18 protein-coding genes and 1 pseudogene are annotated in these 21,749 nt (G+C 53.9%); 9 read left to right on the top strand and 10 right to left on the bottom strand.

Annotated elements, in window-relative coordinates:
- Positions 1-36: 36 nt before the first annotated feature.
- From I6E40_RS02035 to I6E40_RS01990, 10 genes and pseudogenes are all read right to left on the bottom strand, one after another.
- On the bottom strand, positions 37-900 hold the full coding sequence (locus I6E40_RS02035) for a DNA/RNA non-specific endonuclease (protein ID WP_235385185.1): 864 nt from the start codon (positions 898-900) through the stop codon (positions 37-39).
- Complete coding sequence (locus I6E40_RS02030; protein WP_317207391.1) at positions 897-1,292, bottom strand: NUDIX hydrolase; 396 nt, start codon at positions 1,290-1,292, stop codon at positions 897-899. The genes I6E40_RS02035 and I6E40_RS02030 overlap by 4 nt, the downstream gene beginning before the upstream one ends.
- A 99-nt stretch (positions 1,293-1,391) precedes the next feature.
- Positions 1,392-2,615 (bottom strand): annotated as a pseudogene (locus I6E40_RS02025) (S-adenosylmethionine:tRNA ribosyltransferase-isomerase); the annotation flags it as partial.
- 49 nt (positions 2,616-2,664) lie between these two features.
- Positions 2,665-3,468: a TrmH family RNA methyltransferase gene (locus I6E40_RS02020; RefSeq protein ID WP_235385184.1), complete on the bottom strand. Its 804-nt coding sequence runs from the start codon at positions 3,466-3,468 to the stop codon at positions 2,665-2,667.
- A gap of 20 nt (positions 3,469-3,488) precedes the next feature.
- Positions 3,489-4,958, bottom strand: coding sequence for a DHHW family protein (locus I6E40_RS02015; RefSeq protein WP_235385183.1), 1,470 nt, complete (start codon positions 4,956-4,958; stop codon positions 3,489-3,491).
- 32 nt (positions 4,959-4,990) lie between these two features.
- A complete protein-coding gene (locus I6E40_RS02010) occupies positions 4,991-6,442 on the bottom strand; it encodes an MBOAT family O-acyltransferase (RefSeq protein WP_235385182.1) in 1,452 nt (483 codons plus the stop codon).
- Positions 6,443-6,509: 67 nt separating this feature from the next.
- Positions 6,510-7,349 (bottom strand): SGNH/GDSL hydrolase family protein, encoded by an 840-nt coding sequence (locus tag I6E40_RS02005; RefSeq protein WP_235385181.1) that lies wholly within the window; start codon positions 7,347-7,349, stop codon positions 6,510-6,512.
- A 239-nt stretch (positions 7,350-7,588) separates the two neighbouring features.
- The gene (locus tag I6E40_RS02000; RefSeq protein WP_235385180.1) at positions 7,589-9,661 is read right to left on the bottom strand and encodes a DNA topoisomerase 3; all 2,073 of its coding nucleotides are present in this window, start codon (positions 9,659-9,661) and stop codon (positions 7,589-7,591) included.
- A 63-nt stretch (positions 9,662-9,724) separates the two neighbouring features.
- Positions 9,725-10,492: an ABC transporter ATP-binding protein gene (locus I6E40_RS01995; RefSeq protein WP_235385179.1), complete on the bottom strand. Its 768-nt coding sequence runs from the start codon at positions 10,490-10,492 to the stop codon at positions 9,725-9,727.
- 60 nt (positions 10,493-10,552) lie between these two features.
- Positions 10,553-11,995 (bottom strand): amidophosphoribosyltransferase, encoded by a 1,443-nt coding sequence (locus I6E40_RS01990; RefSeq protein ID WP_235385178.1) that lies wholly within the window; start codon positions 11,993-11,995, stop codon positions 10,553-10,555.
- A 2,097-nt stretch (positions 11,996-14,092) separates the two neighbouring features.
- Between I6E40_RS01990 and I6E40_RS01985 the strand changes: the two genes are divergently transcribed.
- From I6E40_RS01985 to I6E40_RS01945, 9 genes are all read left to right on the top strand, one after another.
- Positions 14,093-15,646, top strand: coding sequence for an acyl-CoA carboxylase subunit beta (locus I6E40_RS01985; RefSeq protein ID WP_235385177.1), 1,554 nt, complete (start codon positions 14,093-14,095; stop codon positions 15,644-15,646).
- Between the two features lie 100 nt (positions 15,647-15,746).
- Complete coding sequence (locus I6E40_RS01980; RefSeq protein WP_235385216.1) at positions 15,747-16,019, top strand: hypothetical protein; 273 nt, start codon at positions 15,747-15,749, stop codon at positions 16,017-16,019.
- 59 nt (positions 16,020-16,078) lie between these two features.
- On the top strand, positions 16,079-16,525 hold the full coding sequence (locus I6E40_RS01975; protein ID WP_235385176.1) for a biotin/lipoyl-containing protein: 447 nt from the start codon (positions 16,079-16,081) through the stop codon (positions 16,523-16,525).
- 16 nt (positions 16,526-16,541) lie between these two features.
- Positions 16,542-17,651, top strand: a complete 1,110-nt coding sequence (locus tag I6E40_RS01970; protein ID WP_235385175.1) for an acyltransferase family protein — start codon at positions 16,542-16,544, stop codon at positions 17,649-17,651.
- Between the two features lie 46 nt (positions 17,652-17,697).
- Positions 17,698-18,969 (top strand): O-acetylhomoserine aminocarboxypropyltransferase/cysteine synthase family protein, encoded by a 1,272-nt coding sequence (locus tag I6E40_RS01965; RefSeq protein WP_235385174.1) that lies wholly within the window; start codon positions 17,698-17,700, stop codon positions 18,967-18,969.
- A 220-nt stretch (positions 18,970-19,189) separates the two neighbouring features.
- Positions 19,190-19,414, top strand: coding sequence for a hypothetical protein (locus tag I6E40_RS01960; protein WP_235385173.1), 225 nt, complete (start codon positions 19,190-19,192; stop codon positions 19,412-19,414).
- A 304-nt stretch (positions 19,415-19,718) separates the two neighbouring features.
- Complete coding sequence (locus I6E40_RS01955) at positions 19,719-20,351, top strand: thymidine kinase (RefSeq protein ID WP_235385172.1); 633 nt, start codon at positions 19,719-19,721, stop codon at positions 20,349-20,351.
- Between the two features lie 131 nt (positions 20,352-20,482).
- Positions 20,483-20,848 carry a 50S ribosomal protein L19 gene (rplS, locus tag I6E40_RS01950; protein ID WP_235385171.1) on the top strand — a complete coding sequence of 122 codons (366 nt, stop codon included), beginning with the start codon at positions 20,483-20,485 and terminating at the stop codon, positions 20,846-20,848.
- Between the two features lie 105 nt (positions 20,849-20,953).
- On the top strand, positions 20,954-21,727 hold the full coding sequence (locus I6E40_RS01945) for a radical SAM protein (protein WP_235385214.1): 774 nt from the start codon (positions 20,954-20,956) through the stop codon (positions 21,725-21,727).
- The last annotated feature ends 22 nt before the right edge of the window (positions 21,728-21,749 follow it).

Below are 21,749 nucleotides of genomic sequence, written 5' to 3'. Positions count from 1 at the left end.
GAGGAAAATGAAGAATTCATCCATAAGTTAGGGTTTTCACCTCCAGTCGCGGAGGTCGCTGCGGGCTTCGATTCGGTTTTCCGTTTCGTCGTCCAAGTGGTGGAAGAAGTCGAGGCGGGTGAAGTCTTCAATTTCGTCCACGCTTCTGACGTAGTGACTCATGGGGTGTCGTCCGTCCTCGTTTTCATAGAAGAAACCGATGGCTTTTGCTTTGCTTCCTTCGCCGACGAGCACCACTTTGAAGAAAGCATCCGGCACCGCCACGTGGTTCTCGCCCACCGTACGTCGCGGTTGATGGATGAAAATGGGACCTGCCACGATGTGAACCTTTCCATATGCCTTCGCCCAATCGCGGCATTTCTCCTCCAGTTCCTCCCAGTCGTTCTGGTTGAGGTCGCCGTCCTGCGGACAGATGTTGGTCATGAGGAAAGCATCGTGCTGTGCCTGCTCCGCCCATTTGTTGTCGGCAGCAGGGCACATGTGACCTCGCTGATAGCCGCACCGGCTTTCACGGATGTCGCTGTAGAGTGCGCGAGGCTGCGGCACGTCCTTATCTTCCAAGAACTTTTTCAGACGCGGATAGGGACCGTCGGTGTGGGCTGCCGTCAGCGTCCAACCGACCCATGCCGGGCAGCGCGTCTCGGGATTGTAGGCGGTGACGTAGGAGTAGCGCTTCAACAACATTGTCTTTTCCGTCGTTTTTGAAGCATCGGGGGTGACTCGGTCAAAGTCCTCTTGGGTCAGTTCGCCGTCGGAGGAGAAGGACTCGTCGGTTTCGCTGTGGGAGGCAGCAACGGTGGGCTCTTCTGCGTGTGCAGTGGCAGAAGCGAACTGTGAGGAAGGTTGCCGGTGGCAACTGAGGAAGAGAAAGCAGAGTGCGGCGAGTAGCACGTGATTCATGAGTTGGCATCGAAGAGCCTTTTCCATTCTTGTTCAAAGTTAGGGGTGAAGAAGTTCGTTTGGAGTCGTTGGCGTATTTCCTCTTCTGAGAAGAATCGCCCGCCGTCCAGTTCATCGGTCGGATGTGGCGTTTGTGTCGTCACGATTCGGAAGACGTGAACCAGTTCCTTTTCACGCTCCGATTCAAAGACATATTTCTGCATGAACTCCGGTTCAAAATCCGTCAATCCCAGTTCTTCGCGGGTTTCGCGCAGCAGGGCGGAGAGAATCTCCTCGCCGAAGTCCACGTGCCCTCCGACCGCTGTATCCCATTTCCCGGGTTGAATGTCTTTCCAAAGCGGACGCCGTTGCAGATAGAGTTCGCCGGCTGGGTTGAACACGTGAAGATGCACGACGGGGTGGAGCAGTTTGCTCCCGCTGTGGCATTCGCGGCGCGTGGCACTGCCGATGACGTTCCCATCTTCATCGACAAGAGGAAGCAGTTCGGGAGAAGGCTCCAGAAAACTGCTGTCGCCGTAACTCAGGAAGCGGAAGTCGTGGCTTAGGGCGTAGTCATAGATGCGTCGCCAGTCTTCACCGACGAGGGCGGAGACGAGCAGGAGCAGTGTGCTTTGCGGTTGGTGGAAGTTGGTGACGATGGCTCGCACGATGTGGTAGTTGTAGCCCGGCGCAATGATGATTTGCGTGTCGGCGTGCAGAACATCCATTTCGTGAGCGAGCATATAGTTCAACAACCACTGCAGCGCCTCCGTGGCAGCCGGCTCCGGCGTGCCGTCTTCTTCCTCGTAGGGCATCCACTGCGGTACGTGCAGTTCTTCGGGTGCAGTCTCCGGTGTGCGATGCACGATGATGCCGAGATAGTAGAGGCTCTCCAGCGTGCGCACCGACGTCGTGCCCACAGCCACGCAGCGCCCGCCGTGAGCAAGCAACCGCTCCAGTGTGCTGCGGTTCACGGAAATCCATTCCGAGTGCATGGCGTGTCCTCCGATTTCCTTGCTCTTCACGGGGCGGAATGTGCCGGCGCCAACGTGGAGTGTCACTTCGTTGCGTTCCACACCTTTCTCGTCCAGGGCTTGCAGCACCTCCGGTGTGAAGTGCAGTCCGGCGGTCGGAGCAGCCACGGAGCCTTTCACTTTGCTATAGACCGTCTGATAGGTCGTCAGGTCTGCCTCCTCTGTGGCTCGGTTCAGATAGGGTGGGATGGGTAGTTCACCGATGGCTTCCAAGACCTCGCTGAAAGAGATGGTGGAGTCGTTCCAGTCAAAGCGAATGACGTGCCCCGTGGCGTGCACACCTTCTCGTCGGGCGGTCAGTGTCAGTTGCCTGCCTCCCACGTTTACGGTTTGGGAGAGTTCCCCTTCCTTCCATTTCTTCAAGTTGCCCACCAGACAAGTCCATGCGACTGAGCCAGTGGCGGCGAAGTTCAGTTGATAGTCCGCAGGCTCGAGAGGTTCCAGACAGAAGATTTCGATGAGGGCTCCGGTGGCTTTGCGGAAGTGAAGGCGGGCGCGAATGACGCGGGTGTTGTTGAAAACCATCAGTTCCCCTTTCGCCACGTAGTCCGGAAGGTGGAAGAAAGCGTCTTCGGAGATTTTGCCTTGACGATATACCAAGAGTTTGGAGCGGTCCCGCTGCGCCAGCGGATATTTGGCGATGCGTTCATCGGGAAGCGGATAGGCATAGTCCGCGATGCGTATGTGTTGAGGAGATTTCATTCGTGAGCGTATATATATAATATGGAATATGAGTGCGTCGAGGAACTCGTTACCGTCCTCCGGCGACTTCCCAAAAGATGATGGCAGCGGCGGCAGCCACGTTGAGCGAATCGACACCGTGTGCCATGGGGATGCAAACCGTGTGGTCGGCGCGATCAATCACATCCTGTGCCAGTCCGTCTCCCTCGGTGCCGAGGATGACCGCCAGTTTCTCCGCCTGCTGCAAGGCGGGGTGGCGCGGCGGGATGGAGTCCGCTTTCAGTGCCATGGCGGCAGTTTGGAAGCCCATTCGGTGCAGGTCATCGTTTGCATCGTCAATCCACGTCCAGGGAACCAGGAAGACAGAACCCATGGAGACGCGAATGGAACGGCGGTTCAGCGGGTCGCAGGAGGTGCGGGTCAGCAGGACGGCATCCATGCCCAACGCCGCCGCAGAGCGGAAGATGGCGCCGATGTTGGTTGTGTCCGTCACGCTGTCGATGACTGCCACGCGCCGTGCGTTTCGGCACACTTCCTCTGCCGGGAGAGCCGTCGGACGACGCATCGCACAGAGCACGCCCCGCGTGAGGGTGTAGCCGGTGAGTTCGGCGAGCAGTTCCCTTGAGCCGGTGAAAATGGGTCGTTCGCCGAGACGTTCCACAATGTCGGCGGCATCGCCGGTCAGATGACGTTCTTCGCAGAGGAGGCTCAGAGGTTCGTAGCCGGCGCCAAGGGCGGTTCGGATGACCTTCGGGCTCTCCGCGATGAACACTCCGCTCTCGGAGTGCAGGCGGTTGCGCAATTGCGTTTCGGTGAGACGGCAATAGACGTCCAGTTCGGGCACGTCGGTGGAGGTGAGACGGATGATGGGCATAGCGGGTGTGGCAGAGTCGTTTAACTGTTGGGGTTTTCTTCCGGTTTCTCCTGCTCTTTCTTTTCTTCGGCAGGTTTCTGTTCTTCCGGAGTTTTAGCCTTATGCTCTTCTGCAGGTTTTGTCTTGTGTTCTTTGTGAAGAGAGTCAGCGGCAGTTTTCTTGTCAGTGCGTGGTGCAAAAGTGCCGTTTGCCTGCTTCAGATATTTCACATAGCGTTTCCCGACGTGCGGCGAGTAGGCGTTGAAGATGTTGTGTGCGAAGAGGATGTCGGTGATTCCGTTCTGCTGCACGTATTGTTTCATGTTGTGAGTGAAGTAGCGGAAGTCCACGACGTGTACCTCGCCGAAGGAATAGAAGAGATAACCCGGGATGGCGTTTCCGAAACTGTCTTTGAGGATGAGCACGCGGCGCGAACTGTTTGTGCCGGTCACCACCTTCACGATGCGTGTGTCGCCGCCCATGAACGTGCAGTAGGCTCCGCCGTGTCCGTCGGGGTAGTGCTGGAAGAAGCGCCCTTTGTAGGGTTTCTTCTCCGCCACCACCTCGTAGTTCTTGTTAATCTCATAGTCCGTGAACCAAACCTGATAGTTCAATCCTTGAGGGACGTAATAGACGAAGTCTTCCGGATGCTCCTTGATGCTGAGGTCTTGGGAGTAGCCATACATGCTTCCGACAAAACGGTGGACGACTTTCTGTTGATAGGCGGAGAGCGGTTTGAACGGCACGCCCGCCATGCGGCAGAACTCCTGTGCGGCGTAGAAAGCACCCAGCGGCGCCCAGTGGTGGTCGGTGCGGAGATAGATGTTTTCTGCGGCGTGCGTTTTGAGAGCGGAGAAGGCGTTCACAGCCACGACGCCCGGTTCGAGATGGTTGTGGATGTTTCGGATGGTTGCCTCCTGGTCGCGTGTTTTTGTCTTTGCCTTTTCGGGGCAGTAGAACGCCGCGGCGGTTGGAATCACCATGCAATAGACGCGGACTGCCGAGCCCAAGGCGTTGTGATAGGCATTCGCCGCTTCGGCATAACTGACGCCACCGTTCGGTCCGCCGCCATACGCCATGAGTGCTCGCACTTTGTCGCCGCTGCCAACGATGATGATGCCGTTGTTTGCAATCTTCGCCTTGTCGTCGGCGGTGAGTTCGCCGAGGTCGGTAGGGGCGTTGGTTCCCTCTGCTGCGGCAGCGCCGTCGTTCGTGGCGTGAAACACCACCTCCTCTTCGTCTCCGCGGGGGAAGGTCCATGCAATCAGTTTCTTTTGTTGGAGATTGGTCTTCATGAAGAAGTCGCGGAATGGTTCTGTGTCGCTGAACCAGTGGTTCACACCCGTTGTGAAGCTTCCGTTCGCCAAACTCTCTGCGGTGAACGCCGGAAAGGACGTCAGTTCGCGCTTTTCCAACTCAGAGAAGGTGCTTCGCGGAAAGAAGCAGAAGACGATGACGAAGCCGACATAGACGAGGCTGAGGAGGAAGAGATATGTCTTGTCTTTTTTCATGAATTATCTTTCGGAATAAATAGGAGAAGAATTTAGAAGCGAGTGTAGATGAAGGCGTTGTTCGTTGCGCCCACCAGGAGGGAGACGCTGAGAGCCAGCAGGGCGATGCTCAGCAGCAGGCGAACCGTCAGGGCGAGGAAGCCGATGCAAGAGGCAGGACACCATTTCCCGGCAAGGCGTGTGATGGTGTCATAGACCGGCATGGAGAAGACGACGGCTGTCACCCACAGCCAGAAATTGCTGAAGAAGGCGCTTTCCACGGTGAAGTCGTGGAAAGGAGCACCGTGTCCTGTGAAGACACTGAAGAACTCGCCCATGCGACTGAAATCTTCAAAATAGAAAATGCCCCAGCCGACCACCACGAGCAGCAGACTGTAGAGATGAAGCAGCACGCGCGGCACTCGGTCGGCGACGCGGAGCAGTGTGTACTTCTCCAGCGTGACAATGATGCCGAAGTAGAGTCCCCAAAGGACGAAGTTCCAACTTGCACCGTGCCAGAGTCCTGTCAGAAACCAGACGGCGAGAATGTTCAGTGCTTGGTGGCGGCGGTTGCCGCCCATGGGAATATAGACATAGTCGCGGAAGAAACTGCCCAGCGAGATGTGCCAGCGACGCCAGAACTCCGTGATGCTGCGGCAGCAGTAGGGGTGGCGGAAGTTCTCTGCGAAGTGGAAGCCGAGGCAGCGTCCCAGACCAATCGCCATGTCGCTGTAGCCCGAGAAGTCAAAGAAAATTTGGAACGTGAAGGCGAGGATGCCGAGCCAGGCACCGGTGGTGGAGAGTTCCTTCATCGGTCCATCCAAGAATTGTCCCGCAATTTCCGAGAACTGGTTGGCGAGGATTACCTTTTTGCCCAAGCCGATGAGAAAGCGGAAAACCCCTTCGCGCAGGTCTGCGGCGGTCACGTGGCGGTCGTTGATTTCTCTTGCCACGAGGTCGTAGCGCACAATGGGTCCGGCAATCAGTTGCGGGAACATGGAGATGTAGAGCAGCAAGCCGCCGAACTTCTTCTGCACGGGTGCTTGACGGCGATAAACGTCGATGAGATAGGAAATGGACTGGAACGTGTAGAAACTGATGCCGATGGGAAGTGCGATGTGGGGAGCGGGGACGGGCACGCCGATGGCGGAGAGAGACGAGGCGATGAAGTCCGCATATTTGAACGTACCGAGAATCGCTACGTTGCAGCAGAGTCCTGCTGCGAGAGCCAGCCGACGGTGTCGGTGGCTGCGGTCGATGAGCAGTCCTGCGACGTAGTTCACTGCCACGCTGCCCAGCATGAGGAACACATAGATTGGTTCGCCCCAGGCATAGAACAGCAGGGAGAACACAATCAGTGCGGCGTTGCGCCAAGTCGTTCGGCTGACACACTCAGACGAAGTGAGTTTTTGGGCGCGCATCTTGTCCACTCCCCACGCGGCTATGTAAATAAGGAAGAAGGAGGGGAGGAATACGAAAAGAAAGAATAGGTCGGAGAAAACCATTTTCTATGATTTTTTTGTTTTTGCAAATATGATGCATGTATGTCGAACAGACCACGTGCACACCTCTTCAATGTGTGAATCCGTTCGTTTCCGGAAAGAGCGCCTTGGCAAGTTGCTGCCCGATGAGACGGGCGGCGGTGGGGTTGAGGTGAGTGCCGTCGGTGGTGTAGGTCTTCGTCTTTTGTTCCGTGAGGTTTTTCACGCAGCATTCTTTGTCCTGCCGGAAGCATTCAATGTCGAGTTGTCGGGCACACGCTTCAATGCAGTCGCCAGCCAAGGTGATGGGGCGTAGTCCGGCGTGAACGGACTGAAGCGGCGTCAGCAACACGATTCGCGTCTGCGGGAAGTCACGCCGAATTGTCAGGCAGTTGAAGAGCACGGCTTCGCGCAGTCCCGTCAGTTCTGAAAGGTCAAGAGCGAGAAGGCTGTCGGCGTTGACTTTGGCGTTGTCGTTGGCTTTTTTCAAATTGTCCAAACACCCTTTACGCTGCTTTTGGGAGAACCAGGCGTCGTTGGTTCCCGCAGCAATCAGAAGCAGGGTGGGGCGGGGCTGCTTCCCTTGAAGCACGTCCCGGCGCAGTCGCAGATATTGGTTGTAGATGACGTTGTTGTCCGTGATGACTTCCACTTCTTCCTCCGTGTCGGCGCAGGTTTTCTCCGTGTGTGACCAGGTGGCTCCGCTGCGGGCGTAACTTCGGCAGGAGGCAGGGCGCACGGTCTGTTTGAAGTGGAAGGTCCAGCCCTTTTCGTCATCGCATTCGTCACCGCCGAGCCAGGTGTTGGAGTCGCCGAGCACGACAACGTGACTCATTTGCGGAAGCAACTCCAGTTTCTCCGGGGCTTGGGCGAAGAGATGCAACGGGAGCAGGAAGAGCGAAAGAATGATGGGAAGAATGTGTCGTTTCAAGTTTCTGTGGCGCTGTGCGCTTTTTTAAGTAATATGAGAATAATAAGTTGCGTCAGATTTGAATGACATTTTCGAGGTCAGATTTTCACCCGAAGAAGGAGCATAGCCGTAGTTATGTGACTGATGAGGGAGGAAATATGGACCGAAAAGATTTTCAAAGATGATGCAGGTTATTTTTTGAGGATTACTAAAAGTTCTGAAATTCAAGGGAATCGTTTCTGAATGAAGATTTTCATGTCTCATTTGAACGGTTTCCGCCAGTCGCAGCCTTCTTGCCAGCGTGAGCAGCCGTAGGCAGTGCGTCCTTTGATGACTTTGCCTTGTCCGCATTTCGGGCAGACGCTTCCGGCGCGGATGATTTTCGCTTTGGGCTTGGCAGCGGCTTTAACACCGGCTTTGGCAGGCGCTTTGGCGGGAGTTTCTTCGATTTCGGCGGGAGAGGAAGTCACCTGTCGGTGCGTGTTGTCGCGGAGCACCTCCATCACCAAGTCCTGCACCATCTGTTTCAGTTCTTCTACGAACTGCGGCGCACTGTATTCGTGGTGCTCGATTTGTCGGAGTTTCTTTTCCCAGCGTCCTGTCAGTTCTGCGCTTTTCAGCAGTTCCTCACGGATGAGTGAAATCAGTTGCACGCCCGTTTCGGTGGGGAGGATGGCTTTGCGCTTTCTGAAGATGTAGCGGCGTCGGAAGAGCGTCTCGATGATGGCTGCTCGGGTGGAAGGTCTTCCGATTCCGTTCTCTTTGAGCGCGTCTCGAAGTTCCTCGTTGTCCACCAGTTTTCCGGCTGTTTCCATGGCTCTCAGCAGGGTTGCTTCGGTGTAGGGCTTTGGCGGTTGTGTTGTTTTCTGTGCCAGTTCCGGCGAGTGAGGTCCGTGTTCTCCTTTGACGAAGTCGGGCAGTGCGCGTTCGCCGTCTTTGTCGGCTTCCTCCTCCGCCTCGTGGGACGTGGGTCTTGCTGCCGAAGCAGCAACGGCACGCCAGCCCGGTTCGAGGATTTGTTTACCGGTCGCTTTGAAGGGAATGTTTGCCGCCTCTCCCTCCACGGTCGTTGTGGCGAAGCGGCAGTCCGGATAGAACGACTGAATGAAGCGCCGCGCCACCAAGTCATAGACATTCCGTTCCGTGTCGGGCAGTGCGTCCGGAGCCACGCCTGTCGGAATGATGGCGTGGTGGTCTGTCACCTTGGAGGAGTCGAAGACTTTCTTGCTTTTCTTCAGGACGGAACCCCGCAGCGGTGCCAGCAGTTCGCCGTAGGTGCCGGCGATGCCGTTCAGAATCTGTTTACACTTGGGATAGATGTCGTCTGAGAGATAGGTCGTATCGACGCGCGGATAGGTGGTGAGTTTCTTTTCGTAGAGCGACTGAATGAAGTTCAGCGTCTGTTCTGCGGAGTAGGCGAATTTCTTGTTACACTCCACTTGCAGGGAGGTCAGGTCGAAGAGTCGAGGCGGTGCTTCCGTTCCTTTTTTCTTTTCGACGGCGGTGACGGTGAACTCCGTGTCTTTGATTTGTTCCAGTGCCTTGCGGCCTTCCTCTTCCGTGGCGAAGCCTCTTTTCATGGCAGCGTTCCCTTTGGCGGGTGCGCCTTCCGCTTCGTCGTTGTCATTCAGCACGACGTTGAAGACAGTCTGCCGATAGACCGTTGTCAGTACCCAGTAGGGCTCGGGTTTGAACTCATCGATTTCCTTTTGTCTTTTGACGATGAGTGCCAGCGTTGGGGTTTGCACACGTCCGATGGAGAGCGGTTGTCGATTGCTTGCGCGGTTGTCTCCATATTTCAAGGTGTAGAGGCGTGTGGCGTTCATGCCGAGAACCCAGTCTCCGATGGCTCGGCAGAGTCCTGCCTCGTAGAGTGAGCGATAGTCCTCCTGCGGTTTCAGTGCGGCGAAGCCTTCTCGGATACTTTCTTCCGTCAGCGAGGAAATCCAAAGACGGTCCACGGGGCATTGCGCCTGTGCTTTTTGCATCACCCATCGTTGGATGAGTTCGCCCTCTTGTCCGGCATCGCCGCAGTTCACGATGCGTTCTGCGTTCTTCATGAGTCGTTCGATGACGGCAAACTGTTCCTTGACTCCACGATCTTCTTTCAGGCGGATGCCGAAGCGGGGCGGAATCATGGGCAGCGAGGAGAGCGACCAACGCTTCCAAAGCGGTGTGTAGTCTTCGGGATATTTCAGTTCACAGAGATGACCGTAGGTCCAAGTCACTTGGTAGTTGTTCCCTTCCCAGTAGCCCTGTCTCTGTTGGGTGGCGCCGAGCACTTTTGCGATGTCGCGCGCCACGCTTGGCTTTTCAGCGATGCAAACAATCACGTCTTGGAGAGTATATAATAAGGAGTAGCGTAATATATAATAAGGTATATATAGTCGGGGGCATCAGAATCCGTGCAGTGTTTCCGCATCGAGTTGGAAGAAGTCCCGGATGGCGTGGTTTCTCTCTTGGGCTTCAGTTGGTGCGAGGCAGAGGCTTTCTTTGGAGAGCAGGAGGATGCGGTCGGCGTGTGCGGCGGCAAGTTCCACGTCGTGGGAGGAGAGCAGAACGGTTTTGCCCATTTCGTTTGTCAGACGCTTCAGCAGGTTGAAGAACTGCACGCGTGAGGGATAGTCCAAAAAGGCAGTCGGCTCGTCAAGCAGGATGAGCGGTGTTTCCTGAGCCAGCGCTTTGGCGATGAAGACCCTTTGGCGTTCTCCGTCGCTCAGTCGGCTGACGGGGCGTTCGCTCCAAGCGCTTGTCGTGGTCAGCCGCATGGCTCTCTCCACCGCTTCGGCGTCGGCAGCGGCGTTTCGGCTGCCCCAAAGTCCTTGGCGGTGCGGCAGTCTGCCCAGTGCCACCACCTCTCTGACTGTCAGATTTCCCGTTTCGGGGCGCACGGTCAGCACGATGCTCAAACGTTTCGCTCTTTCTTCCGGCGTGAGCGATGCGAGGCTGTTTCCTTCCCAAAAGATGTCGCCCGCCAGCGGCGGTTGCAGTCCTGCCAGCGTGCGGAGCAGCGTGCTCTTTCCCGCCCCGTTTGTTCCAAGCAGTGCGGTCAGCGTGCCGCGCGGCAAACTGCCTTCCAATCCTCTGCCCACGATGCTCTGTCGTGAGCCGTGGCAGTAGCCCGTTGTGAGGGCGTGGAACGCAAGTGAGGGGTTCGGAGTCATTTCTTGTCTTCTCTTTCGGGGGAATGTCTTATTCCAATAACTTATAGGACGCCCTTTTTTTTATTCTTTCGTCTCCTCTTTCAGTCCGCAGCAGCCTGTTCCGTCAAAGCAGTGGGTGCAGAGACGGCATTTGGGCAGTCCGATAGCCTTCACCAGCGTTTCCATTTTGTTGAACTTGAGTGAAGTCAGTCCGAGTCGCTGGCGAATGAGTTCCGTCATGCGCTCGTACTCCGGAGTGGAGACGTCGGCATAGCGTTCCAGATTTTTGTGGGCGTCTCCCTCCAGTTCCTGGATGACGCGGCGCGTGATGAGTTCCATGTCGCTCTTTGAGGACGTGAAGCCGATGAAGGGGCAGCCGTAGATGAGTGGCGGACAGGCGATGCGCATGTGCACTTCCTTCGCGCCGTCTTCAAAGAGCACACCGACGTTGTCGCGGAGTTGCGTGCCGCGCACGATGGAGTCGTCGCAGAAGAGGACTTTCTTTCCGCGGAGCATGTCGCGGTTCGGAATCAGTTTCATCTTCGCCACGAGGGAGCGCATCTCCTGGTTGGAGGGAGTGAAGGAGCGCGGCCAAGTTGGCGTATATTTGGAAATGGTTCGGCGATAGGGTTTCTTCAGTCCGGCGGCGTAGCCCAGCGCCATGCCCACTCCCGAGTCCGGAATGCCGCAGACGCAGTCCACATCGTTTGCCTCGTTGTCTTCTTCCGCCATGAGTCGCCCGTTTTCGTAGCGCATGTCCTCCACGTTTCGTGCTTCGTAGGTGGAGGTTGGGAAACCGTAATAGACCCAGAGGAAGGAGCAGATTTGTTGGTGGTTGGAGGCAGGTCTGATGACTTCGACTCCATCGGCTCTCAGTCTGACGATTTCGCCCGGACCGAGGTCTCTGACGGTTTCAAAGTCAAGGTTGGGGAAGGCTGTGGTTTCGGAGGTGGCAGCCCATGCCCCCTCCTTTTTGCCGAGGACGATAGGCGTTCTGCCCCATTCGTCGCGTGCGGCGATGATTCCGTCCTCCGTGAGGAGAAGCATGGAGCAGGAGCCGTCGATGTGGCGGAAGACGTTCTCAATCCCCTCACGGAAGGTCTTTCCTTGAATCAGAAGCAGTGCGACGAGTTCCGTCTGATTGATTTTTCCCGAGGAGAGTTCGGCGAAGTGGCAGTTTTCGTTCAGGAGTTGTCGCACCAGTTCCTCAATGTTGTTCACCTTCGCCACGGTGACGATGGCAAAGCGCCCCAGGTGGGAGTGCAGGACAAGGGGCTGTGCGTCCGTGTCGCTGATGACTCCGATGCCGGAGGTTGCTCCGGCGAAGCGGCTCAAGCCCGGTTCAAATTTGGAGCGGAAATAGGCGTTCTCCAAATTATGGATGGAGCGCGTGAAATTTTTGTTTTGGGAATCGTAGGCAGCCAAACCGCCTCTTCTCGTGCCGAGGTGAGAATTGTAATCTGTGCCATAGAACAAGTCGGCAACGCACTCTTTCTGCGAAACCGTTCCGAAAAAGCCTCCCATGGAAATGAAATGATTATGTAGTGAATGAAAAAGTTTGGATGGGTCGAAAGCACGTGTGTCGTGCTCTCGTCCCAAGTTTGGAGTCTCAGTTTTTGCGGCTGCAAATTTACGCCTTTTTCCTCAATCTTCCGACCCCGTGCCACAGGCAAGTTGCGGGCAACGCACATAAAACGCACCTAAAACTTCCCGCCGATTTGTGACTCTTTCCCGCCAACTCCTCACTCCTGTGCGCCGATTCGTCACTTACCGCCGCGCCGCGGTAAGTGATGAAGCCTAAGGAAAGTCCGATGAGACGCGCGGGAAGGAGTGACGAGTCGGTGGTAAGAAAAGCATGTTTTTCAGTAAGGACAGAACGTAAAACCACGGCTCTTTCATTTAAGGGGTGTTCTAAAAATTAGGTTGAGTTGATTTTTGATTTCTTAGAGATGAACTTTTGTCAGTTGAGGAAGGAGCATAGCGGGCTATGTGACTGACGAAACTTACAAAAGGGCGCGCTAAGAAACGAAAAGCGACCAAAACGTAAGCACTTTCTTTTGAACGTTCCTTATCCCGTAATTTATAGAACACCCCTTAGGATTGCGTTTCAAATTCAATGATAGCTGCGGAAGTAGAGGCGCACCACTGAAACTCGTCACCGAGAAATAATGCACCGACACGCAGCATCTACATACATAAATAAAGGGGAAATAAAAATCCTGCAAACCCTACACAAATTCCTACATTTCATTCGTATCTCGCTGATTATCCGCTCGTTGCGCTGTGTAGGGTTTGAACCAAAAATCCTACACGAACCCTACACTGAACCCTACATGGGAACTAAGAGTCAAAGAGACTAAGAGTCAAAGAGACTAAGAGTCAAAGAGACTAAGAGACTAAGAGTCAAAGAGACTAAGAGACAAAGAGACTAAGAGTCAAAGAGACTAAGAGACTAAGAGTCAAAGAGACTAAGAGACAAAGAGACAAAGAGACAAAGAGAGGAAGAGTGGGAGAGGGGAAGGCTAAGAAAAACTATGGGAAGGCTAAGAAAAACTATGGGAAGGCTAAGAAAAACTATGGGAAGGCTAAGAAAAATTAGGGGAAGGCTAAGTGAAATTTGGGGAAGGGAAAGAAAATTTTGAGGAAGGGAAATAAAAATTTGAGGAAGGGAAATAAAAATTTGAAGAAGGGAAATAAAAATTTGAAGAAGGCAAATTTTAACCGGGTGCGCTCCTAATTTTTCCTAGGTGCGCTCCAAGTTTTTCTTAGGTGCGCTCCTAATTTTTCTTAGGTGCGCTCCTAGTTTTTCCTGGGTGCGCTCCTAGTTTTTCCTGGGTGCGCTCCTAAGTAAAACTGCGTGCCGTTGCAATGTAGGGTTGCAGTGTAGGGTTTTGTGTATATTTTTTTGTGTAGGGTTCGTGTGGCGGTGTAGGCTTTCATGTATAGTTTTTGTGTAGGGTTTGAAACGCCTCAGTGTATAGTTCAATGTATGGTTTGTGTAGGGTTTGCGTCACAAACTATACATTTCGTAACGCACGGGAAATCAGATAGATGCATGGTTTAATGTAGGGTTTGTGTATAGTTTGCATAGTTTTTTCTTGCCCTTGTAATATGGTATATAGAATCACTTCATTGAGATGAAAACTGCGAGGGGACTTGTCCTATACAAAATGTAAAGTTTTTACGCGACAACATGTTCCCTCATTCTCCTTTCGTGTGTTGGCAAAGAACACCCTTTGATGAAGCCGAGTAATCTTTCTTCACATCGGGAACGAAACTCCCGCGCATTTGTGGTTTTTAGTAATCCTCAAAAAATAACCTGCATCATCTTTGAAAATCTTTTCGGTCCATATTTCCTCCCTCATCAGTCACATAACTACGACTATGCTCCTTCTTCGGGTGAAAATCTGACCTCGAAAATCTAATTCAAATCTGACGCAACTTATTAATTTCATATTACTTAGTGGTGGTTTCGCACGGTCTCCGCCGACTTTCTTCCCAAAGAATAGGTGTTTTCTGCCTTTTTCTCCCCATTTTCCCACAGATTATCACTACTTTTGCACCATTCTTTGAAGAAGACATCATTTCTCAGAAAGAACAAACAAACACATTCCTTTCAATATGAGTGAACAACTGAAAAAAGTCAAACAGCTCGTAGAGCTTCGCCAGAAAGCCCGCCTGGGCGGTGGCGAGAAAGCCATTGAAAAGCAACATGCCAAAGGCAAAGCCACGGCACGTGAACGCATCGACCTCCTCCTCGACAAAGGCTCCTTTGAAGAGATGGATATGTTCAAACTTCATCGCTGCCACTATTTCGGCATGGAGAAGAAACAATATCTGGGCGATGGCGTGGTAGCCGGTAGCGGCACCATCAACGGACGTCTCGTCTATGTCTTTGCTCAAGATTTCACCGTCAACGGCGGTTCTCTCTCTGAGACCATGGCAGAAAAGATTTGCAAGGTCATGGATCAGAGCATGAAGATGGGCGCCCCCTGCATCGGTCTCAATGACTCCGGCGGCGCACGAATCCAAGAAGGCATCAACGCCCTGGCTGGTTTCGGCAACATCTTCCAACGCAACATCGAGGCAAGCGGCGTTGTTCCCCAAATCTCCGGCATCTGCGGTCCCTGCGCCGGCGGTGCTGTCTATTCTCCCGCACTCACTGACTTTGTCGTCATGCTCGAAGGCGTGAGCTACATGTTCCTCACCGGTCCGAAAGTCGTGAAGACCGTCACCGGCGAAGAGGTGACCCAGGAAGACCTCGGCGGCTCCGGCGTTCACTCCACCAAATCCGGCGTCTGCCACTTCACCGCCAAAAGCGAAGAGGAATTTGCCCAGTTGATTCGCAAACTCCTCTCCTATATTCCCCAAAACAACATGGAACGCGCACCACGCGTCGAATGCACCGACCCGATTGACCGCAAGGAAGATTCTCTCAACGAGATTATTCCCGACAACCCGAACATGGCATACGACATGTATAAGGTCATCGGTGCCGTCGTGGATAACGGCGAGTTCTTGGAAGTGCAGCGCAACTTTGCCCGCAACATCATCATCGGCTTCGCCCGCTTCAACGGACAAAGCGTCGGCGTGGTTGCCAACCAGCCTTCCGTCTATGCCGGCGTGCTTGACTGCAACGCTTCCCGCAAGGCGGCTCGCTTCGTGCGCTTCTGCGACTGCTTCAACATTCCCATCGTTTCGCTCGTTGATGTGCCGGGCTTCCTTCCCGGAACTGGTCAGGAATACAACGCCGTCATCGACCACGGAGCCAAGTTGCTCTATGCCTACGGCGAAGCCACTGTGCCCAAAGTCACCGTCACCCTGCGCAAAAGCTACGGCGGCTCCCACATCGTCATGGGTTGCAAACAGTTGAAGGCTGACCTCAACTATGCTTGGCCCAGCGCAGAAATTGCCGTGATGGGTGCTTCCGGTGCGGTCGCCATCCTCGACGGAAAAGAAGCCAAGACGAAGGAAGATCCCAAGGCGTTCCTCGCAGAGAAAGAGAAAGAATACAACGACCTCTTCACGAACCCCTACAAGGCTGCCGAGTTTGGCTATGTCGATGACGTCATCGAACCGCGCAACACTCGTTTCCGCATCTGCAGAGCCTTGGCGCAGTTGGAGAACAAGAGAGAAACACGCCCCGCCAAGAAACACGGCAACATTCCTCTCTAATCTCACGGACTAAAAGAGGGGAGGCGAAGCATATATATAATATGGTATGTGCCTCCCCCTTTCCCGCGAAGCATTTCAAACCGCAAACAAGATTCTCACAGTGAAAACATTTGAATATCACCTCGGTGACAAGGTGCTCTCCATTCGCTTGGACGAAAAGCAGGGCACTATCGCCGAACTCCTCATCGACGGAGCGCACCCCGAAGTGTCAGAAGCAGACATGCAAGCCTACGCTGCCGTCATCGCCCTTGCACTCATCGAGTATGAAGTAGAGGTGGTTCACGACGACGAACCGGGAGTCATCACCGTCACTCCCGTAGCTTCCAACTGGAACGCGCCCACCAGTCTCATCAACCCTCTGCCTCTTGTCTAACCTCCACGCTCGCTACGCTTGCGCGTCGGTGAGCTCCAAAAGCAAACATAATCTCCAAAATGAAACAATATAAATATACCATCAACGGAACACAGTTTGATGTCACCATCGACAGCATCAACGGTTCTCAAGCCAAGGTGGAAGTGAACGGCATTCCTTTTGAAGTGACCATGCACGGCTCCTCCCTCGTGGAAGAAGACCTCCCCACCGTTTCAACCGAAGGTGCAGCCGCCCCTGCCGCTCCCGCCGCAGAACCTGCCGCAGCTCCTGCAGCCAAAGGGGCAGCCGGTGCCGGCACACCCGTCAAGGCTCCGCTCCCCGGCGTGGTGACCAAAGTGCTCGTGCAGAACGGACAAGCCGTCAAGAAAGGCGAAACCGTCCTCGTGCTCGAAGCCATGAAGATGGAGAACAACATCAACGCCGAATGCGACGGTGCTATCACCGGCATCTGCGTGGCTCCCGGCGACAGCGTCAAGGAGGGAACCACCCTGCTGACCATTGGTTGAGACCCTGTCCGAGAAGATGCAGAGAAGCACATCCATGGCTCCCACTTCCTACATCACCGCGCTGCGCTTTCCGCTGGCGCTCTTGGTGGTGTTGATTCACACGCAAAACAAAATCTGGCAGGCAGCCGAAGCACAGGATTCCTTGTGGTTCAGCGTGCCTGTCCATTTTTTGTCAAGGAGTCTCCCTGCCGTGGCAGTGCCTCTCTTCTTCGCCATCTCCGGTTTCCTCTTCTTCTATCAAAAGCAGACGTTCACGCTTGCTGACCAAAGGGAAAAACTCCGGAAACGTTGCGTCACACTTCTCCTTCCCTACATCGTTTGGAATTTTCTGGCGTTTCTGCTGGCTCCGCTCAAGACACTGCTTCAAGGCGGTGATTGGAAAACGGCATTGCAAACTTTTTCCCCTCTTGAAATCTTTTGGGGTGACATCTCCGCTGAAACGTCTGCCAACTTGTGGGGAATGACTGTGTGGGTGTCTTCTTATCCTGAGTTGGATCAGTTGTGGTTCATCAGGGACTTGATGATTGTTGTGCTCTTCGCTCCTCTGCTTCACTTCCTCCTGCGGCGCGTTCCCTTCCTCTTCCTTTTTGTTTTGAGCGTGGTCGGACTTCTTCAACTTTGGCAGAATCCGTTGGGAATGAGAATGGCAGGCTGGTTCTATTTCTCCCTCGGCGCGTTCTTTTCTGTTCGTGGACTCTGTCCCATCGAAACAACCCGGCGTCTGCTTCGCCCGGCACTCATCGTTGCCGCAGTCATGCTGGTCTGGAACACGTTGCCCGAGAAGATGTTTGGCTTGCTGTCCGACCTCCTTCCGAATGGAATGTCCTGTCATCTCTACAATCTCTCTGCCATGGTGGTGCTCCTCCACGCCGCCCGAGCCTACACCCGACGTCGTGCCCCGCACCCTTGGTTGTCCAAAAGTAGTTTCTTTGTCTATGCTTTCCACACCATCGTTCTGTTCCCCGTCACTGTGGTGCTGCACAAACTGACGCTCGGACAGCCGCCGCTCGTGGCTCTCGCGGCGTTCATCGGTAGCGCTGTCGTCGCTGTCGCCGTCTGTCTCGTCGGCTATCGTGTCCTGCAACGCGTCCTGCCAAAGTTCGTGAGCCGGGCGTTGGGAATATAGAAAATCTCCTAAGTTTAGAAAAACCTTATTCATTATTATATCACTCATGAAACCCTCCACTCTTTGTGTGCAAGCGGGCTGGCAGCCCAAGAAGGGAGAACCGCGCGTGCTTCCCATCTATCAAAGCACCACCTTTAAATATGACAACAGCGAGCAGATGGCGCGACTGTTCGACCTCAAGGACAGCGGCTATTTCTACACGCGTCTTCAGAACCCGACCAACGATGCCGTGGCGTCCAAGATTGCTGCGCTTGAGGGCGGCGTCGGTGCGATGCTGACCTCCAGCGGACAGGCTGCGTCTTTCTATGCCGTCTTCAACATCTGCGAAGCCGGCGACCACTTCCTCTCCTCCAAAACCATCTACGGCGGCACGTTCAATCTCTTTGGCGTGACGATGAAAAAGATGGGCATCGAGTGCACCTTCTTTGACCCCGACTCGTCCGACGAAGAAATCCAAGCGCTCTTCCGCCCGAACACGAAGTGTGTCTTCGGTGAAACCATCTCGAATCCCGGCGGCCACGTCTTTGACATCGAACGCTTCGCCCGCCTTGCTCATGCCAACGGCGTGCCCCTCCTCGTGGACAACACCTTCGCCACGCCCATCAACTGTCGCCCGTTTGAATGGGGCGCAGACATTGTGACGCATTCAACGACGAAGTATATGGATGGTCATGCCTGCGCCGTCGGCGGTTGCATCGTGGACAGCGGCAACTTCGACTGGATGTCACATGCCGACAAATTCCCGGGTCTCTGCGCTCCCGATGAAAGCTACCACGGACTTGCCTATGCCGAAAGCTTCGGAAAAATGGCATATATCACCAAAGCCACAGCCCAACTCATGCGCGACCTCGGCAGCATCCAAAGTCCCGAGAATGCCTTCCTCCTCAACCTCGGTCTCGAGTCGCTCCACCTCAGAATGCAACGCCACTGCGAGAACGCCCAAAAGGTGGCGGAGTTCCTTCGCGACAATGAACGCGTGGCTTGGATAAACTATGCCGGACTGCCCGAGGACAAATATTATGCGCTGGGTCAGAAATATCTTCCCAACGGCGGTTGTGGTGTCATTGCCTTCGGACTGAAAGGTTCCCGTGAGGACGCCATCCGTTTCATGGACAGTCTGAAGATGATTGCCATCGTGACCCATGTCGCAGACGCTCGCACCTGCGTTCTTCATCCCGCGAGCCACACTCACCGCCAACTCTCCGATGAGCAACTGCGCGAAGCCGGTGTCGCCCCGGACCTCATCCGTCTCAGCGTCGGCATTGAAGACATCGAAGACATCCTTGCCGACATCCGTCAAGCGCTTGACAACATGTGAAACACAGCATTCCCGCCATGCAAGACAATGTGTTGAGCACAAATATTGAGCACAAATAATGTTTTTTAAGTGTGCTTTGTAAGGTACAAAATTGCATTTTGTCTTACATTTGCAGGCGAAGGATTAAACCGTCGCGCCTCAGACCAGTCAAACCAAATAGAGAGGCGCTTCAACCTTTCGATAAGATACATCATTCCATAACACTAAAAACAGAAACATCATGAAAAAGTTTATGCTCCTTCTGTGCATGGGTGTTTTCGCCCTCAACGTAGCTGCACAGGAACCCGTGAAGAAATCTTGCTGCAAAAAAGCTAAGACTGAAAAATGTGAGAAAGTTTGCGACAAAGCCCAAAAGAAGTGTTGCAAAAAAATCAAGGCTTGCAAAGATGGCAAGAAGTGCGAAGCAATGAAGAAATGCTGCAAGAAAATGGCTGAAAAGAAATAAGACGGAGTTTCTCTCCTCACAAAACCAAAAATTGGGGGATTGTTTCCGAACGCTAATGTTCCGAAGCAATCCCCTTTTTCTGTCTGTCGGTTTTTATTTGTAATTTTACGCCCCGAAAGCCGCTCCCGCCTGTGGGAAGCGGATTCTGCACTCCTTATTATATAGGGGTTTCTATAAATTACGGGATAAGGAACGTTCAAAAGAAAGTGCTTACGTTTTCCTAATTTTTAGAACACTCCTATAGGCTTCTGCCTGAACTGCATAATAGGTGCATCACATTGAAAACTCTCAGACTCCAAAATCCATGTATCAAGAAGAACCCCACATTCACCAAGGTCGCATCGAAGTCATTTGCGGTTCCATGTTTTCCGGTAAGACAGAAGAACTCATCAGACGCCTGAAGAGAGCACGCATCGCCCGCCAAAAGGTGGAAATCTACAAACCCTCCATCGATACCCGCTATTCCGACGAAGACGTTGTCTCCCACGACTCCAACTCCATCGCTTCCACACCTGTCGATTCCGCCCGCAGCATTCTGCTCCTCGCCTCCGAGGCTCAGGTGGTCGGCATTGATGAGGCGCAGTTCTTTGACGCGTCGCTGGTGGATGTATGCAACGAATTGGCGCGCAACGGCAAGCGCGTGATAGTCGCCGGCTTGGACATGGACTTTCAGGGAGTCCCGTTCGGTCCGATGCCCGCGCTTTGTGCCGTTGCCGAGCAAGTGACGAAAGTCCACGCCATCTGCGTGCGCTGCGGTGGTTTGGCATACGTCAGCCATCGCAAAGTGGCGGACGAACAAATCGTGCTGCTTGGCGAACAAACTGAATACGAACCCCTCTGCCGCTGCTGCTACGAAAAAACTCAGAAAACGAAGCCTTCTCCCTGCTCCTGCGGGGGTGAATGTGAGGAAGAAGGCGGAAAAAGTTTGAAAATATAATAGTTAAGCACTTGCCGTTTCAAAGAAAGATTGTAACTTTGCCCCGCTTTTCCGCTCAGCCGCTGTCGGGATGTAGAGAGTTCCCCGTTAAGCTGGGTAGGGACGGACAACAAATCTTTTAAAATCAAATCATGGCAGATTTAATCAAGATTGCTGAAGAAGCTTTTGCCACCGGCAAAGAGTTCCCCAAGTTCAAAGCGGGCGACACCATCACCGTGGCATACAAAATCGTCGAAGGTAACAAAGAGCGCATCCAGTTGTATCGCGGCGTTGTTATCAAAATCAATGGTCATCAGAACAAAAAGCACTTCACCGTGCGCAAGATGTCCGGAACTGTCGGTGTGGAACGTATCTTCCCCATTGATTCTCCCAACATCGAAAGCATCGAAGTGAACAAAGTGGGTAAAGTGCGTCGCGCTAAGCTCTATTACCTCCGTAAACTCACGGGTAAGAAGGCTCGCATCAAAGAAAAACGCACCGCAGCCAAGAATGACTAATTTTCGGTTTGCTACCCGAAATGATAAAAGAGGTTTTCCACTTCGGGAAGCCTCTTTTTTCTATCTTTTCTGACGTAAATCCTAACTTTCACTCCTTTCAACATGATTGGCATCGTCTATCCTTCTCCCATTTTCGGACCGGTTCACAGTCGCCGACTCGGCATTTCTTTGGGCATTAACCTCATGCCTGCCGACGGAAAAATCTGTACTTTTGACTGCATCTACTGCGAGTGCGGCTTCAACGCTGAACATCGCCCTTCCTTGCCTCGACCCACCCGAGAAGAGGTGGCGCAGAAGTTAGAGGAGAAACTTCAAGAAATGAAGGCTGAGGGAACCGCACCCAACGTCCTCACCTTTGCCGGGAACGGAGAACCTACTGCCCATCCGGACTTTCCCGCCATCATTGAAGACACCATCGCGCTGCGCAACCGCTACTTCCCCGAAGCCAAGGTCTCCGTGCTCAGCAATGCGACCCGCCTCCTGAAACCGGAAGTACACGCCGCACTGATGAAGGTTGATAACAACATTCAGAAACTCGACACTGTCTCCGGCGACTACATCTCGCTCGTGGACCGGCCCACCGGTGCCTACGACCTCAACCAGGTGCTTTCGGCTTTGGAAATATTTGACGGACACGTCATCATTCAGACCATGTTCCTCAAAGGAAAGGTCGGCGAACATGACGTGGACAACACAGGCGACAAGTTCGTGCTGCCTTGGCTGGCGGCGTTGCGTCGTATCCGTCCCTCGCGTATCATGATTTACACCATTGACCGCCCGACTCCCGACACCGCTTTGCTCAAGGCAACGCCCGAAGAACTCGACCGCATCGCAGAACTTCTCCGCGCCGAGGGCTTTGACGTGGAGGTTGCCTACTGATTTCCTTTTCCTTTCGTTTCCT

The sequence above is a fragment of the Prevotellamassilia timonensis genome (assembly GCF_021531665.1).
Taxonomy (GTDB): domain Bacteria; phylum Bacteroidota; class Bacteroidia; order Bacteroidales; family Bacteroidaceae; genus Alloprevotella.
Note: the sequence above shows the minus strand (reverse complement) of the source record. Positions and strands in the feature narration are given on the sequence as shown.